The following is a 16113-nucleotide window of genomic DNA, read 5'->3' on the forward strand; positions in this document are numbered from 1 at the left end:
TTTCTTTGTATGTTCCCTTGCCTGTGTGCCTGTGTGCCTGTGTGCCTGTGTGCCTGTGTGCGGGCGGGGCAAGCGATGACGGCGGGGCGGGATTGCCGGCCTGTGCAAACGACAGAGCCCACCTGAGGTGGGCTCTGTTCATATGCGTCTGACAGGAAAAGGAATTACAGGAAGGGCAGCGCCAGGAACAGCTTGATCACCACGGCGTTGATGATGTCGATGAAGAAGGCCCCCACCATGGGCACCACCAGAAACGCCATGTGGGAGGGGCCGAAGCGCTGGGTGATGGCCTGCATGTTGGCAATCGCCGTGGGGGTGGCCCCCAGACCGAAGCCGCAGTGGCCCGCCGCCAGCACGGCCGCGTCATAGTTCTTGCCCATGACCCGGAAGGTGACGAAGACGGCGTAGAGCGCCATGGCCACTGTCTGGGCCGCCAGAAGCACGAAGATGGGCAGGGCCAGGCTCGCCAGATCCCACAGCTTGAGGCTCATCAGGGCCATAGCCAGGAAGAGCGAAAGACTGACGTTGCCGAGCAGGGAGACCTCGCGATCGCTCACCTCATGCCAGTTGAGCAGAGTCAGGGTGTTGCGCAGCAGCACACCGACGAACAGCACGCAGACGAAGACGGGCAGCTCGAAGGCGCCGCCCCTGAGGTAGGCGGCGAGCATCTCGCCCCCCTTCAGGCTGATGGCGATGAGTGCCAGGGTCTCGATCACGCTGAAGGTGGTGAGGGGGCGCTCCATGTCCGGCATCTCGAAGCCCTGGGGGGCGCCGTCCCGGTTGTGCTCCTCGCCGGGCACCTGCACCTTCTTCACCAGGTGACGGGCCACGGGGCCGCCGATCACGCCCCCCAGCACCAGGCCGAAGGTGGCACAGGCGATGGCGAGCTCGGCGGCGGATTGTACCCCGTACTTGGCGCTGAAGATGGACCCCCATGCCGCCCCGGTGCCGTGCCCCCCGGAGAGGGTGATGGAGCCGGCCAGCAGGCCCATGTGGGGATCCAGCCCCAGCAGGGTGGCCAGACCCACCCCCAGGCTGTTTTGCATCAGCAGCAGGCCGGTGACCACCATCAGGAAGGTGATCACCGCCTTGCCGCCGCGCTTGAGGCTGGCGAGATCGGCGGAGAGGCCGATGGAGGCGAAGAAGGCGAGCATCAGCGGGGTCTGCAGGCTGGTGTCAAACTGCAGCTCCAGTTGCAGGGTGGAGCGCAGCAACAGCAGGACCAGGGCGACCACCAGACCACCCGCCACGGGCTTGGGAATGTTGAAGGTACGCAGAGGTCCGATCCGGTTGACCAGCAGACGGCCGAGCAGCAGCACCAGGGTGGCGGCGACCAGGGTGGTGTAGGAATCAAGTTGTAGCATTCGGTACTCCCATGTTGAACGGCTGTGTCTTTGGCAAGAAAGACCCACGGATCCAGCCGGGATGAAACAGAGCGGCGAGGGTGCCGGTTACAGAGGGGGCCTGGGCCCCGTCCCACGCAAAAATGGGATCGGTACGAACCCGTCATCGTCGGGCGTTCAGAAGAGATTCTTGAAAAATCCGGCGGATAGTAGCAGAAAGCATCGTTTATATCCATGTTCATCATATTAATACTTAAAACATATCATTAACATGGTGTTTAACTCTGGTGGATGGGCGGGGCTGGGGGACGCTGCAACGCAGCCGTGGCTGTCATTTGGGGCGACACTCTTTATAATTCGCCCGTTTCCAGCCCGCGGGGGGAAGCAGGAAGTGAAGAGGTCGGTTGCGGCCCGATATGCGCCTCGTGCCACCCATGACGGTGAGACGAGGGCGCGTACCGGTTGAGCCCCAGACGATTTGCCGGTTTCCAGTTCACAGAGAGGAGAGGGTGTGAAGAAGTCCATCTACATCGCCTACACAGGCGGCACCATAGGGATGCAGCGTTCCGACCACGGCTATGTGCCGATGGCGGGCTTCATGGAAGACTGTCTGGCACGGATGCCCGAATTCCATCGACCGGAAATGCCGGATTACCATATCCACGAATATGCCCCCCTCATCGACTCCTCCGACATGACGCCGGCGGACTGGCAGCGCATCGCCGAGGACATTCGTGACAACTACGAGAAGTACGACGGTTTCGTGATCCTGCACGGCACCGACACCATGTCGTTCACCGCCTCTGCGCTCTCCTTCATGCTCGAGGATCTGCACAAGCCGGTCATCATCACCGGCTCCCAGATCCCGCTCGCCGAGCTGCGCTCCGACGGCCAGCAGAATTTGCTCAACGCCCTCTACATTGCGGCCAACTACCCGATCCACGAGGTGACGCTCTTCTTCAACAACCAGCTCTATCGCGGCAACCGCAGCAAGAAGGTGCACGCGGACGGCTTCCACGCCTTCGACTCTCCGAACTACCCGCCGCTGCTCAACGCCGGCATCGCCATCTCCCTGGAGGCGGGTGAACTGGGCGTGCCGTGCGATAGACCGCTGGTGCTGCACGACATCACTCCCCAGCCCATCGGCGTGGTGACCCTCTATCCGGGCATCTCGGCAGAGGTGATTGCGAACATCCTGCAGCAGCCGGTGCGTGCGCTGATCCTGCTCTCCTTCGGTGTGGGCAATGCACCGCAAAACCCGGCGATGCTGGCGCTGCTCTCCGAGGCTTCCGCCCGCGGCGTCATCATCGTCAACCTGAGCCAGTGCCTGCACGGCAAGGTCAACATGGGCGGTTATGCCACCGGCAACGCCCTCTCCCGTGCCGGAGTTATCTCGGGCTTCGACATGACTGCCGAGGCGGCGCTCACCAAGCTGCACTTCCTGCTGAGCCAGGATCTGCCAGCACCGCGCATCCGCGAGTTGATGCAGCAGTCCCTGCGGGGGGAGCTGACCCCCTGAGCGTTGCGGCCCTCACCCTAACCCTCTCCCCAGGGGAGAGGGGATAGATCGAGGTGCTGTTGGCCGCGAGGCTTGCCATGAAGATTGCCGGCAGGTGGCCCGCTTACTGTTCGCAGCTGCGAGCCTGCTCCCTTCTCCCCTTGCGGGAGAAGGGCCGGGGATGAAGGGCATCACTCTGCAGAGATAAAAAGAGGGGAGCCATGATGGCTCCCCTCTTTCGTTTTGTTACCGTGATAATAGGTGACGTGCGGCCTGCCTCAGTGGCTGAGGTCGACCCGCACTATCTCTTCCTCATCGCGATACTGGCGCTTGAGCTCGCTCTTGCTCTTCATCACGATCTCGCCGTCGCGTCCTATGTTCATGTGCTCCGGATTTTCAAGGTGCATCGCCTGCCAGGCCATGACGGCCTGCAGGGAGGTGGCCTTCTGCTCCTCGGTGAGGGGCTTGCCGTCCGGCCACTTGCCCAGTTCGACCGCGGTCTTGAGCCGCTCGTACACCTCTTCGGGCATCTGCGCTATCGCTTGTTGAAACGTCACTTGTTGGGACGACATCCGGCCTCTCCTTGAAAATTGAGCCATGAACCCGGGATCAGGCGGGCAGATCCTGGCGGACTACGCCGGCCATCTGCTCCATCACCCGTACTACCTGACAACTGTATCCGAACTCGTTGTCATACCACACGTAGAGCACGCAGTGATCCCCCTCGGCGATGGTGGCCTGGGAGTCCACGATGCCCGCGAAGCGGGAACCCACCATGTCGGAGGAGACCAGCTCGGTGCTGGCACTGAAGTCGATCTGGCGATGCAGGGCGGAGCTCAGCGCCATCTGTTGCAGATAGGCGTTGAGGCTCTCCCGATCGGTGGCCTGCTCCAGGGACAGGTTGATGATGGCCAGGGAGACGTTGGGGGTCGGCACCCGGATGGCGTTGCCGGTCAGCTTGCCCTTGAGCTCGGGCAGCGCCTTGGCCACCGCCTTGGCGGCGCCGGTGCTGGTCATCACCATGTTGAGGGCTGCGCTGCGACCGCGGCGCTCGCCCTTGTGATAGTTGTCGATCAGGTTCTGATCGTTGGTGTAGGAGTGGACCGTCTCCACGTGGCCGTGGCGGATGCCGTACTTGTCCTGCATCACCTTGAGCACCGGGGTGATGGCGTTGGTGGTGCAGGAGGCGGCGGAGACTATCTTGTCATCCGGGCCTATCACCTCGTGGTTGACCCCGAACACCACGTTCTTCATCTCCCCCTTGCCGGGGGCGGTCAGCAGTACCCGGGCGGCGCCGCGCGCCTTGAGGTGCTCGGACAGACCCGCCTCGTCACGCCAGACGCCGGTGTTGTCGACGATCAGCGCGTTATCGATCCCGTAGGCGGTGTAGTCGATGTCGGCCGGGCTGCTTGCGTAGATCACCTGGATGAAGGTGCCGTTGGCGATGATGGCGCTGCGCTCCACATCCACCTCGATGGAGCCGTTGAAGGGGCCGTGGACCGAGTCGCGGCGCAGCAGGCTGGCGCGCTTCTCCAGATCCCCGTCACGGCCGCCGCGCACGACGATGGCGCGCAGGCGCAGGGAGTTGGCGGCCCCGGTGCGCTCGATGAGCAGACGGGCCAACAGGCGACCGATGCGGCCAAAGCCGTAGAGCACCACGTCGGTAGCCGCCGGCACGTCACGGCCCAGGGCCGGTGCCAGCTTGGCGCGCAGGTAGTCGTCGATGCCCGCCTCATCCTGATGATCCTGCCAGTAGCCCACGGCCAGCTTGCCCAGATCGATCTCGGCGGCGGTCGGGTTCAGGGCGACGATGGCTTGCAGCAGGGGGAAGCTTTGCTGGATGGGGAGGGGGGCTCCCTGGTGGCGGCGAACGACCCGGTGGGCCTTGAGGATGTCGATGGTGGAGGCGTTTTGCAGGGGGCGTCCAAAGATGGTGATCTCGATGCCCTGCTGCCGGTAGAGGCGACCAATCAGGGGTTGCATGGCTTCGGCGAGCTCCTGGCTCTCCTGCCACGCCTGCAAGTAGTGCTCGTGGGTCATTAACCAGATCCTTTATTTCACGTTGTTGAAGCAAATTGCCTGGGCAAATTGAAAATTCGTCGAATGCAGATCAGTGTAGGGCTGATGGTTTCGTTATATTATTCTGCAGTCGCGGCCTTATACGGCGCGCGCATTGTAATGGATATGTAGCCTGTTTGCTAGTTGGCGGTGGCCAGGGCGGGTTGCGATTGTTACCAACCAGACGTGAACCATGACCCTATTCCCACAGCGTCCGTTACTGCTCTCCCTCGCATGCTGCCTGATGCTGACGGCCTGCGAAGACGACAGGATCCACAACATCTGCAGCCAGAATCCGGCGTTGTGCGCCGATCTGGTGGACGACGGCTGGTGTCGTTATGAGCGCAGCGACGTCATCCGCGCCCGCTACTACCTGCAGACGGAGGAGACGGACAGGCGCAAGTACGAGCTGATGCGCGGCCTGGAGCGCTACCTGCACTGTGCCGAACACTCCACCAACATCGAGTACAAGCGGGCTCGCGAGCAGAAGAGCCCCAGGGTGGAGGGCATGCTGGCGGCCGGCAGCCAGCTGGAGCAGCTGGATGCCCAGACCCGTGGCTCCCGGGATCCCTACCTGCTGCTGTGGCACTGGACCAACAACACCAACCCCCAGGCCCGCGCCAGCTTCATGGCGCTGGAAGGGACCCCGGCCCTCGAGGAGCCCGAGCTGCAGCTGGCGCTCGGGGGCATTTACGCCAAGCACGAGCCCCAAAAAGCCATCGCCCTGATGCACCACGCCCTCTCCCTCTACCGGGAAGGGGAGCAGGTGAACAGCCGCATCCTCACGGCCCTCAGTACCCTCTACATGGGGCAGAAGGAGTTTGAGCAGGCCTACCTGTGGGGCAAGGTGAGCGAATCCTTCCAGGAGCAGCAAGAGGTCTCCTCCGTGCGGCTCGGTATCTACCACGCCATCGGCAAGGAAGAGCAGGAACGGCTGGACGAGCAGGCTGCCGTCATCGTCGACGCGCTCAAACAAGGGACCTACCGCACCCCATGATCCCGTCCCTGTCTGCGGCCCCCGAATGGGCCGACCCCTTCGACATTCGTCTCGTGCACGGCCAGATCCACTGCGAGGGGCGGGTGCTTGAGCGCAGCACGGTGAGAGCCGTGGTGCTGCGCGGTGACCGGCTTCTGCTGGTGCATTCCCGCGTCAACGGCGATCTCATGTTCCCCGGTGGTGGCGTCGAGGCGGGGGAGTGCCATGGCACCGCCCTGGCCCGGGAGCTGCTGGAGGAGTGTGGCGCCGAGCTGCTGGCGGTGGGCCCCCTGCTCGGGCAGACGCGGGAGTACCGCGCCGCCCGGGAGCCGGACTACGACGCCTACTGCATTCGCTCCTCCTATTACCTCTGCCAGGTGGGGGAGGGGTGGAGCGAGCCGCGCCCCCAGCCTTATGAGATCCGCCTCGGCTTCTCGCCGGGCTGGTTTGCGCTGGATGAGGCGCTGCAGACCAACAAGACCCAGCTGGCCGGCCCCTGCCCCCAGTGGACGGTGCGGGAGACCAGGGTGCTGGCCGAGCTGCACCGCTGGCATGAATCCGGCCTGCTGGCCTGAGGCTTTCTTCTCTTCGCCCATAAAAAAACCGCCCGAGGGCGGTTTTTTTATGGGGAGTCACGTCACTGGACACAGACCGGGCAGAAGGCATAGGTGCCTTGCGGATCGTTGAAACGGGTGAGGGGATCCAGCGTGCGGTTCATCTCCAGCAGCGTCTTGCCGAGCCCGGCAGGCAGCCAGCTCTGCAGGTGCGGGGCCAGAATGCGGGCACTGCTGTCGAACAGCTCGCGCAGGAACTTGTCCCGGGCAGACTCTTCCGGTGCTATGGGGGTGACCTGCCAGCTCTTGAGATCGGCCAGCTCGGCGGCCGCCTTGAGGGCGTCATCCAGGTTGCCGAACTCGTCCACCAGCCCCAGCTCCTTGGCATCCTGACCGGTCCAGACCCGGCCTTCGGCGGCTTTCTCCGCCTCTTCCGGGCTCAGGCCACGGCCCTTGCCCACCAGGCCGACGAAGCGCTGGTAGGTGTCTTCCACGCTGAGCTGGATGGCCTCGCCCACGTGTTCCGGCAGGGCCCGGGTCAGGCCGACCCCCACGAAGTCCGTGGTGCCGACGCCGTCGGTGTGCACCCCGTACTGGGAGAGCGCCTTCTCGATGGTGGCGAACATGCCGAACACCCCGATGGAGCCCGTGAGGGTGGTGGGGGAGGCGAAGATCTTGTCCGCGTCGGCGGAGATCCAGTAGCCCCCCGAGGCGGCGTAGCTGCCCATGGAGATGACCACCGGCTTGCCCGCCTGCTTCAGGGCCAGCAGCTCGGCGCGGATCTGCTCGGCGGCGAAGGCGCTACCCCCCGGGCTGTCGACTCGCAGTACCACGGCCTTCACCTGGTCGTCGCGGCGGGCCTCGGCCAGCAGATCGGAGAGGCTGTCGCCGCCTATGGTGCCGGCGGGCTGAACCCCGTCCATGATGGCTCCGCTGGCGAGGATCAGACCCACCTCATCCTTGCCGCTCTGGGGATATTGCTCCGGAATGGCGGCCAGATACTCTTTCAGACCCACCCCTTTCCAGCCGTGATCCTCGGCCTCGCCCACTTCCTTGATCACCGCCTGGGTCATCTCGTCACGGGTGGCGAGCTGGTCCACCAGGCCGTTGTCGAGGGCGTAGTTGGCGGCATTGCCACCGGCCTTGCGCAGCAGTTCGAGGAAGCGGTCCTTGTTCGGCGCGACGGCATCGGGCTCGATCTCCCGCTGCTCGGCCACGTCGGTCACATAGGATTGCCACAGCTGATCCAGCCAGCGCTGGTTCGCCTCCTTGCTCTCGGGGGACATCTCGTCCCGGGTGTAGGGCTCGACGAAGGATTTGTAAGTGCCGACCTTGAACACGTGGGGGGTAACGTTGAGCTTCTCCAGCGCCGACTTGAAGTAGGTCTGGTAGACGCCGAGCCCTTCGATCAGCACGGCACCACTCTGGTTGAGCAGCACGTGATCGGCGTGGGCGGCGAGCAGGTAGGCACCCTGGCCGTAGTAGTCGGCCATGGCGATGACGGGTTTGCCGCTCTCCTTGAAGTCGTCGATGGCGCTCGCCACTTCCTGCAGCTTGGAGAGGCTGGCCCCCTGCAAGCCCTGGGGCTTGATCACCAGTGCCTTGATGCGATCGTCATCCCCGGCGCTCCTGATGGCCCACAGCAGATCGGACAGGACGATCTCGCTGGGCTGATCGTCGCTCTTGTCGATCTGTTTGAGCAGTTGCACCGTGGGGTCGGCCTGGGTGCGCTGTTCCACCAGCACGCCAGCGAGATTGAGGGTGAGGGCACCCTCGATGGGCGTACTGGGGGCCTCGTTCTGGTTGATGCTGACGACGATGACCAGCACGATGAGCAGAAACAGCAGGTTGACCAGCATCAATCGGGTAAAGTTGAGCAGGCGCCAGAGGCTGCGAAAGAGCCACCCCAGACCTTTGAAAATAGACATAGCCGCGTTGTCGCCCTGTTAATGGGTAGAGAAAGGCATTATTAACCAGTTGCGGCGCCAATTGCCATTTCCCCTTGGGGACTATCACCCCCTGCGCCTTCGGAATACGGCTGTTCGCCGAAAAAATGTCCAAACATTTGTTTGAAAAAGAATTTTTGATTCTTTACTCTAGCTCCAATTTGATAACAAAAAATTAACTGGAGACACTGTGAGCCCTTGCCCCATCCCAATGATTTTTCTCGACCCGGGTGTGATCCTCCCCCTGTGTCGTGAGAGATGGATGGCGCCGTGCCCACGGGTTTCGACAAGGAGTTCATCATGAACAGTTACCCGAGCCTGCTGGCCCCCCTCGACCTCGGCTTTACCCAGCTCAAGAACCGGGTATTGATGGGGTCCATGCACACCGGCCTCGAAGAGGAGAAGGGGGGCTTTGACAAGCTGGCCGCCTTCTATGGTGAGCGGGCCCGCGGTGGCGTCGGCCTCATCGTCACCGGCGGTATCGCTCCCAACCTGCGTGGGCGCCTGGTGCCCCACGGTTCCCAACTGAGCTTCCCCTGGCAGGTCGCCAAGCACAGGAAGGTGACCGAAGCCGTGCACCGGGAGGGGGGTAAGATAGCGCTGCAGATCCTGCATGCAGGTCGTTACGCCTATCACCCCTTCAGCCTGGCGCCGAGCCCCCTCAAGGCACCCATCTCCCCGTTCAAGCCGCGTGCCATGAGCGAGCGGCAGATCCGCGGCACTATCCGCGACTTCGCCGCCACCGCAACGCTCGCCAGGGCGGCAGGTTATGACGGGGTCGAGGTGATGGGCTCGGAAGGCTATCTCATCAACCAGTTCATCTGCGAGCGCACCAACAAGCGCACCGATGGCTGGGGCGGCAGTGCCGACAACCGCATGCGCTTCCCGGTGGAAATCGTGCGCGCCATCCGCGAACGGGTCGGCCCGGATTTCATCATCATCTTCCGCCTCTCCATGCTGGATCTGGTGGAGCAGGGCTCCACCCTGGAAGAGGTGATTGCGCTCGGCAAGGCACTGGAAGAGGTAGGGGTGACCCTGATCAACACCGGTATCGGCTGGCACGAGGCGCGGGTCCCCACCATCGCCACCAGCGTGCCGCGCGGCGCCTTCAGCTGGGTGACGGCGGAGCTGAAAAAGCACCTCAAGGTGCCGCTTATCACCACCAACCGCATCAACACCCCTGAGGTCGCCGAGCGCATATTGGCGCAGGGGGACGCGGACATGGTCTCCATGGCGCGCCCCTTCCTGGCGGACCCCGAGTTCGTCATCAAGGCGGCCGAAGACAGGGCGGACGAGATCAACACCTGCATCGCCTGTAACCAGGCCTGCCTCGACCACATCTTCAAGCAGAAGCGCGCCTCCTGCCTGGTCAATCCGCGAGCCTGTTTCGAGACCGAGCTCACCTTCGGCCGGGTGCCCCAGCCCAAGAAGCTGGCGGTGGTGGGGGCGGGCCCTGCGGGCCTGGCGTTTGCCTGCTACGCCGCCGAGCGCGGCCATCAGGTGAGCCTGTTCGATCAGGCGAGCGAGATAGGCGGCCAGTTCAACTTCGCCAAGCAGATCCCGGGCAAGGAGGAGTTTCACGAAACCCTGCGCTACTTTGCCAAGCGGCTGGAGAAGTGTGGCGTCGAGCTTTATCTCGGCCAGCGCCAGAGCGCCGAGAGCCTGCTCGGCGGCGGCTTTGACGAGGTGATCCTCGCCACCGGCATTCGCCCGCGTACCCCCAACATTCCGGGCATCGAGCATCCCAAGGTACTGAGCTACCTGGACGTGCTGAGAGATCACAAGCCGGTGGGGGAGAAGGTGGCGGTGATCGGTGCCGGCGGCATCGGCTTCGACGTGGCAGAGTACCTGGTGGAGAAGAGAGGGACGCTGGATGCCGAACACCATCGTGACCACTGGCTCAAGGAGTGGGGCATCGACCGGCAGCTTGCCGGGCGAGGTGGCCTGACGGCACCCGAGATCGACGCCCCCGAGCGCCAGATCTGGCTGCTGCAGCGCAAGGAGAGCAAGGTGGGCGACGGCCTTGGCAAGACCACAGGCTGGATCCACCGCACCGTGCTGAAGAACCGCAAGGTGCAGATGCTCTCCGGCGTGCAGTACCTGCGTATCGACGACCAGGGGCTGCACATCCAGGTGGGTGAGGCCAAACAGTGCCTGCCGGTGGATCAGGTGATCATCTGTGCCGGGCAGGAGCCCCTCAAGGAGTTGCAGGCCGGCCTGCAGGCGGCGGGCAAGCCGGTGCACATCATCGGCGGGGCGGACGTGGCCGCCGAGCTGGATGCCAAGCGGGCGATCCGCCAGGGGGCCGAGCTGGCTGCCGTCATCTAGACTGGTGCATAGTGCAACGAAGGGACCCTCGGGTCCCTTTTCTTGTCTTGCGCCTGGCAGGCGGTTTCACCGGGGAGCCTATGGTTGTATTTGTGTTATCAACACCTTGTCGGCCAGGAGTGGGCCGCGGTGTCGGGGGGCCAGCCGGTTTGGGTGTACGGGGCCCTGCGTTTCGGGCATCGGCCATCCTTGTCCCTCAATGGGGGCGCATGGTCGGGTGCTGGATAGATGCTTGTTCGGTAAGGAAACCACATGAGCCTAGCTAAATCACGGATGCTGCCCCGGGGGCCGGGTCGCCCCTTGAGCCTTGTCGCCTGGAGCATGGCGATGAGCTTGTACGGTACCAACGCCGCCGCCGATCCGACGGGGCGTCTCGTCTTTCTCGGCTGGACCGCCGATCAGCTGCACTCCGTCTGGCTGTCCGCCATCTCTCCCGGCCAGTTCGAGGTCGAATCCGCCAAGCAGAGCCAGATCTACGACAGCTGGCAGCAAGACAGAAGGGGGCTGCACCTGACCCTCTCCCCCGAGGTCCAGAGCGGGGGGACGCACAAGCTGTATGCCTATGATGACGGGAGCGGCAAGCGGGTCTTGCTCGATACGGATAACCAGCAGCCTGGTCATTTCACCTTCCCGGATCACTTCACCCCGCCCTCCGGGCCTATCCTGCCCCCCCAGGGGATGATGCCGACGAGGCCGGGCAGTCTGTTGCCCGATCGGCCGGGTGGAACACAGCCGCCAATCGGCGCCGTGCCACCCCAGGGGGTGATGCCGACCCGGCCGGGGACGTTGTTACCCAATCGACCGGGTGGAACACAGCCGCCCATCGGCGCCGTGCCGCCCCAGGGGATGATGCCGACAAGGCCGGGTGGAGTGCAGCCGCCGATCGGTACGGTGCCACCTCAAGGGGTGATGCCTACCCGACCGGGTGGAGTGCAGCCTCCCATCGGCACGGTGCCGCCCCAGGGCATGATGCCGACAAGGCCGGGTGGAGTGCAGCCGCCGATCGGTACAGTGCCACCTCAAGGGGTGATGCCTACCCGACCGGGTGGAGTGCAGCCTCCCATCGGCGCCGTGCCGCCCCAGGGGACGATGCCGACAAGGCCGGGCAGTCTGCTACCCGATCGACCGGGGGGGACACAGCCGCCCATCGGCACTGTGCCGCCCCAGGGGATGATGCCGACAAGGCCGGGCAGTCTGTTGCCCGAGCGACCGGGGGGAACACAGCCGCCCATCGGCACTGTGCCGCCCCAGGGGATGATGCCGACAAGGCCGGGCAGTCTGTTGCCCGATCGACCGGGGGGAACACAGCCGCCCATCGGCGCCGTGCCGCCCCAGGGGGTGATGCCGACGAGGCCGGGCAGTCTGTTGCCCGATCGACCGGGGGGAACACAGCCACCCATCGGCACGGTGCCGCCCCAGGGGATGATGCCGACGAGGCCGCCCCTGGGGGAGAGGCCCGCTATCAGGCTGCCGGGCAGGGTTGAGCCGCCGGCGGTCTTGCCGGGTCGGGTGACGGCAGGGCAGCAAGCGAGCGAGCGGGCTCTCGACGAGCGCACCCTGTGCGTGATGCCGGACGAGCGGGATAGCCTGCCCGCAGAGCAGCGGGATCACTATCCGGATTGCCCCTTCAGCCGGGCCGAACTGGCAGCGGGTCAGGTAGCGGCCCAAGAGCCGCCTGCCGCCGTGCAACCGGCAGAGCGGCGCTGGAACCTCTGGGCGGATGAGGTCTATTACGACATCTCGGATCACCGCCACGGGCTCGACATCTCGGGTTCGACCAATGTGTTCAGCCTGGGGGCGGACACCCGGCTGGATAACCGCCTCATCCTCGGCTTCAGCGTCTCCCGGGTCGACAGCAGGGTGGACGCTTTCAATGGCGGCATGCAGCTGGCGGCCGGGGGCTACAACCTAGGCCCCTATCTGGCGTACCCGCTGTCGGAGAGCTGGATGCTGGACGGCAGCCTGGTCTACGGCTGGATGGACAATTCCCAGGATCTGCTCTTCCTCTCCGGCGATTATGGGTCGACCTCCCTTGGCGGCAGCCTGGGGGCCACCGGCCAGTACTTCTGGTCCGAGACGTCGGTGCGCCCGCGACTGGCCATCAATTACAGCCATGACCGCAGCGACGGATACCGGATGGAGGGGGATTACCGGGGGCTGGCGGTGCGGCTGGCGCGGGACAGCGACAGTGACAATCAGGGCAACCTGACGGGTACGGTCGAATTCAGCCGCGTCTATTACACCCGCCAGGGCCGGCCGCTGATGCCTTACGGTGAGCTGGGGCTGGATTATGGCTTTGAACGGCCGAACGATGGCTATATCCTGACGGGCGATCTCAGCTCGGCGCGTACCGATCCCCTCAGCGGGACGGTGCGATTGGGCGTGCGCACCCTGATCGGCAGCGAGGCCACCCTGACCACCAGTGCCGGGTACACCAGCATAGGGCAGGATGGGCTCAACATCTGGGAGTGGCGCATCAATCTCTCCAAACCGTTCTGACCCTATAGACAGGGGCGATACCGCCCCTCACGACCAAGAAGGAGCATCGAATGGATGCACTGACGCTACTGCTCAATCGCCACTCCTGTGGCCGCCTGACCGAACCGGCGCCGAGCGGCGAGGTATTGGACAATATACTGAAGGCGGGGCTGCGTGCGCCGGATCACGGCACCCTGACCCCCTGGCAGTTCATCCTGTTTGAAGGGGAGGGGCGCGAGCGCCTGGGCACCCTGCTGGCCGACGCCGCCCGTGCCCGTGGGGAGGATGAGGACAGCGTCGAGAAGTCCCGGACTGCCCCCCTGCGCGCGCCTCTGGTCATCGCGGTCGCGACCCGGTATCAGGCGCACCCCAAGGTGCCGAAACTGGAGCAGGAGCTCTCCGCCGGTTGTGCCCTGATGGCGATGCAGATGGCGGCCCAGGCCCAGGGTTTCAACGGCATCTGGCGCTCCGGCTGGTTTATCTTCGATGCGGGGATCAACGCCGGACTGGGGCTGGCACCGGAGGATCAGCTGGTGGGCTTCCTCTACCTCGGTACCCCCATGCTGGAGGCTCGCAAGCTGCGCGAGCTGCCGATGGCGGACTTCGTGCGCCGCTTCTGAGCCATAAAAATGAAAAGAAAGCCCTGATTATTCAGGGCTTTTTTGTTTTCTGATAGTTCCATCAGGCTGTACTGATAAATGGGCGCTTGCCAAGAGGGGAGCGGGGATTAGCCGGACATTTTTTAAATAGTGAGAGGTTCTTCTCAATCCTGGTGGATTACGCTATGTAAAACGTTTGCGCCCCTTTATTATCCCACTGCCAGTTTAGAAGGGGATCCCTTCTAATTTTCTGCGATGAGAGTCGCAATTCCGTAGCACCTTTTTACAGCCCAACGTCTTCATGACATTGGGCTTCATTTTTATCCGCGCTTCTCAGGTATTGGCACCCTCAACTCTTTAGGATCGGCAAACCCACCTTTTTACAGGTCATCATGGTTTTGATGACATTGGGCTTCATTTTTATCCGCGCTTCTCAGGTATTGGCACCCTCAACTCTTCAGGGTCGGCAAACCCACCTTTTTACAGGCCATCATGGTCTTGATGAGATTGGGCTTCATTTTTATCCGCGCTTCTCAGGTATTGGCACCCTCAACTCTTCAGGATCGGCAAACCCACCTTTTTACAGGCCATCATGGTCTTGATGACATTGGGCTTCATTTTTATTGGTGCGGCTCGGTAGTGCGCCCGAGCTCAGCCTTCCGCCCTGGCTGGCAGTATCCTGGCCGGGTTGCCCACCACCCGGGCACCGGCCGGCACATCCTTGCTGACCACGGCCCCCGCGCCGACGATCGCCTCCCGCCCTATGGTTACCCCCGGCAGCAGTATGGCCCCGCCCCCGATCCAGACCCTGTCTTCGATGGTGACCGGCAGCGCTGTCTCCACCCCCTGCAGGCGCTCATCGGCCTCCAGGGCGTGGGCGGCTGTGTAGATCTGCACGTTTGGCCCTATCATCACCCCGGCGCCGATGCGGATCGGTGCGTTGTCCAGCAGGGTGGCCCCTATGTTGATGTAGGAGCCCTGGCCAAGGTGGATGTGGCGGCCATAGGTGCAGTAGAGGGGCGGGCAGATGAAGGCCCCCTCTGCCAGCTCGCCGACGATCTCCCGCAGCAGCGCGAGCTGCTCATCCTCCTCGTCGCTACGGTTGAAGCGGCGGTAGAGGCGCGCCGTCTCCCGGCGCAAGAGATCCAGCTCCGGCGCCATGCAGTTGTAAGGCTGGCTGGCGATCATCTTCTCGTATTCGGTCATGGGGGCTCCTTGTCGGGCTGGCGCTGCAGCTTGGCGGCCGGGCCGCCGGATAACCTGCTCAGCCGCCCGTCACGGGCAGCACCAGGTTGGTCGGTCTGCCCTCGGCAAAGGCAACCAGGTTTTCAAAGGCGGCACGAAAATAGAGCTCGTAGCTGTTGCGCTCCACATAGCCCAGGTGCGGCGTGGCCACCACGTTGGGCAACCCCAGCAGGGGCTCGTTGTCCGGCGTGGCGGGCTCGATGTCGAATACGTCGACTGCCGCCCGCCGGCTCGGGTTGGCGCTCAGCGCCGCATACAGGGCGCCCGGCTCGATAAGCTCCGCCCGGCTCACATTGACCAGCAGGGAGTCCCCCTTCATGCGCGCGAGATCGGCCCGGGTCACGCAGCCGCGGGTCGCCTCACCGAGGCGCAGGTGCAGGGAGAGGACATCGGCCTGGCGGAAGAAGGTCTCCTTGTCGGGGGCGCTGGCATGGCCATTCTGCTCGGCCTGCCGGCGGGAGGCGTCACTGCCCCATACCAGCACCGACATGCCAAAGGCCCGGCCGTAACCGGCCACCAGCCTGCCAATCTTGCCATAGCCCCAGATGCCCAGGGTCAGCCCCTGCAGGGTGCGACCAAGACCCAGCGCGCCGGATTGCTGCCACTGTCCCTGGGCGAGGGCATGGCTGTAGGCCGGAAGGTGGCGGGAGGCCGCCATGATGAGGGCCCAGCAGAGCTCGGCCGGTGCCACCGGGCTGCCGACGCCCTCGGCGACGGCAACGCCGTGGCGCTGGCACAGGAGGGGGTCGATATGCTGGCTGACCTTGCCGGTCTGGCTGATGAGGCGAAGGGAGGGGAGGAGCCTGAGCAGCGCTTCGTCGATGCGGGTGCGCTCGCGGATCAGCACCAGGGCCTCCACCCCTTCCAGGTGAGCCGCGAGGCGCGTGGCATCGGGCTCGCCCTGGTTGAGAATGCGAACGTCGTGCCCCGCCAGCAGGGCAAAGCAGGGGAGGTGGCGCACCTGATCCTGATAGTCATCCAGAATGGCGATCTTCATTTTATCCTCCTGTTTCCAGTCATTGCGTGCCCTTGGGCTCTGCGCAGGCGAGTGTCGCCGATGGCTGGATGACGATGCCTGCAGCCGTATC

The 16113-nt window shown here is 64.1% G+C and carries 12 protein-coding genes; 6 read left to right on the forward strand and 6 right to left on the reverse strand.

Translation table 11 applies throughout. From position 1 onward, the window contains the following. Positions 1–164: 164 nt before the first annotated feature. Positions 165–1364 carry a sodium/glutamate symporter gene (gltS, locus tag I6L45_RS11055; protein WP_043808655.1) on the reverse strand — a complete coding sequence of 400 codons (1200 nt, stop codon included), beginning with the start codon at positions 1362–1364 and terminating at the stop codon, positions 165–167. Between the two features lie 490 nt (positions 1365–1854). Between gltS and ansA the strand changes: the two genes are divergently transcribed. Further along, positions 1855–2862, forward strand: a complete 1008-nt coding sequence (gene ansA, locus I6L45_RS11060) for an asparaginase (protein WP_043762313.1) — start codon at positions 1855–1857, stop codon at positions 2860–2862. 257 nt (positions 2863–3119) lie between these two features. Here the strand turns inward: ansA and I6L45_RS11065 are convergent, their stop codons facing one another. Both I6L45_RS11065 and I6L45_RS11070 read right to left on the reverse strand, forming a co-directional pair. Further along, entirely contained in the window at positions 3120–3413 is a 294-nt protein-coding gene (locus I6L45_RS11065) for a YeaC family protein (protein ID WP_043762311.1), read from the reverse strand. 37 nt (positions 3414–3450) lie between these two features. Then, positions 3451–4881, reverse strand: a complete 1431-nt coding sequence (locus tag I6L45_RS11070) for a glyceraldehyde-3-phosphate dehydrogenase (RefSeq protein WP_210549099.1) — start codon at positions 4879–4881, stop codon at positions 3451–3453. Between the two features lie 211 nt (positions 4882–5092). On the opposite strand from I6L45_RS11070, the gene I6L45_RS11075 reads away from it, so the two are divergent. Both I6L45_RS11075 and I6L45_RS11080 read left to right on the forward strand, forming a co-directional pair. Next, positions 5093–5896, forward strand: coding sequence for a DUF2989 domain-containing protein (locus I6L45_RS11075; protein WP_216982084.1), 804 nt, complete (start codon positions 5093–5095; stop codon positions 5894–5896). After that, the gene (locus I6L45_RS11080) at positions 5893–6450 is read left to right on the forward strand and encodes an NUDIX domain-containing protein (RefSeq protein ID WP_216982085.1); all 558 of its coding nucleotides are present in this window, start codon (positions 5893–5895) and stop codon (positions 6448–6450) included. Before I6L45_RS11075 ends, I6L45_RS11080 begins: the two co-directional genes overlap by 4 nt. A 62-nt stretch (positions 6451–6512) precedes the next feature. On the opposite strand, the gene sppA is transcribed toward I6L45_RS11080, so the two are convergent. Beyond that, positions 6513–8357: a signal peptide peptidase SppA gene (gene sppA, locus I6L45_RS11085; protein WP_216982086.1), complete on the reverse strand. Its 1845-nt coding sequence runs from the start codon at positions 8355–8357 to the stop codon at positions 6513–6515. Between the two features lie 318 nt (positions 8358–8675). Between sppA and I6L45_RS11090 the strand changes: the two genes are divergently transcribed. The 3 genes from I6L45_RS11090 to I6L45_RS11100 all read left to right on the forward strand — a co-directional run bounded on the left by I6L45_RS11090 (position 8676) and on the right by I6L45_RS11100 (position 13801). Further along, entirely contained in the window at positions 8676–10703 is a 2028-nt protein-coding gene (locus I6L45_RS11090; RefSeq protein ID WP_134696123.1) for an NADPH-dependent 2,4-dienoyl-CoA reductase, read from the forward strand. A gap of 252 nt (positions 10704–10955) precedes the next feature. Continuing rightward, the gene (locus tag I6L45_RS20095) at positions 10956–13202 is read left to right on the forward strand and encodes an autotransporter outer membrane beta-barrel domain-containing protein (protein ID WP_254204317.1); all 2247 of its coding nucleotides are present in this window, start codon (positions 10956–10958) and stop codon (positions 13200–13202) included. A gap of 50 nt (positions 13203–13252) precedes the next feature. Then, positions 13253–13801: an NAD(P)H nitroreductase gene (locus tag I6L45_RS11100; RefSeq protein WP_134696838.1), complete on the forward strand. Its 549-nt coding sequence runs from the start codon at positions 13253–13255 to the stop codon at positions 13799–13801. Positions 13802–14431: 630 nt separating this feature from the next. On the opposite strand, the gene I6L45_RS11105 is transcribed toward I6L45_RS11100, so the two are convergent. Both I6L45_RS11105 and I6L45_RS11110 read right to left on the reverse strand, forming a co-directional pair. Beyond that, positions 14432–14986: a sugar O-acetyltransferase gene (locus tag I6L45_RS11105; protein ID WP_216982087.1), complete on the reverse strand. Its 555-nt coding sequence runs from the start codon at positions 14984–14986 to the stop codon at positions 14432–14434. A gap of 58 nt (positions 14987–15044) precedes the next feature. Continuing rightward, complete coding sequence (locus I6L45_RS11110; RefSeq protein ID WP_216982088.1) at positions 15045–16022, reverse strand: D-2-hydroxyacid dehydrogenase family protein; 978 nt, start codon at positions 16020–16022, stop codon at positions 15045–15047. Positions 16023–16113 lie beyond the last annotated feature (91 nt).

Source organism: Aeromonas sp. FDAARGOS 1415 (genome assembly GCF_019048365.1).
Lineage (GTDB): Bacteria > Pseudomonadota > Gammaproteobacteria > Enterobacterales > Aeromonadaceae > Aeromonas > Aeromonas taiwanensis.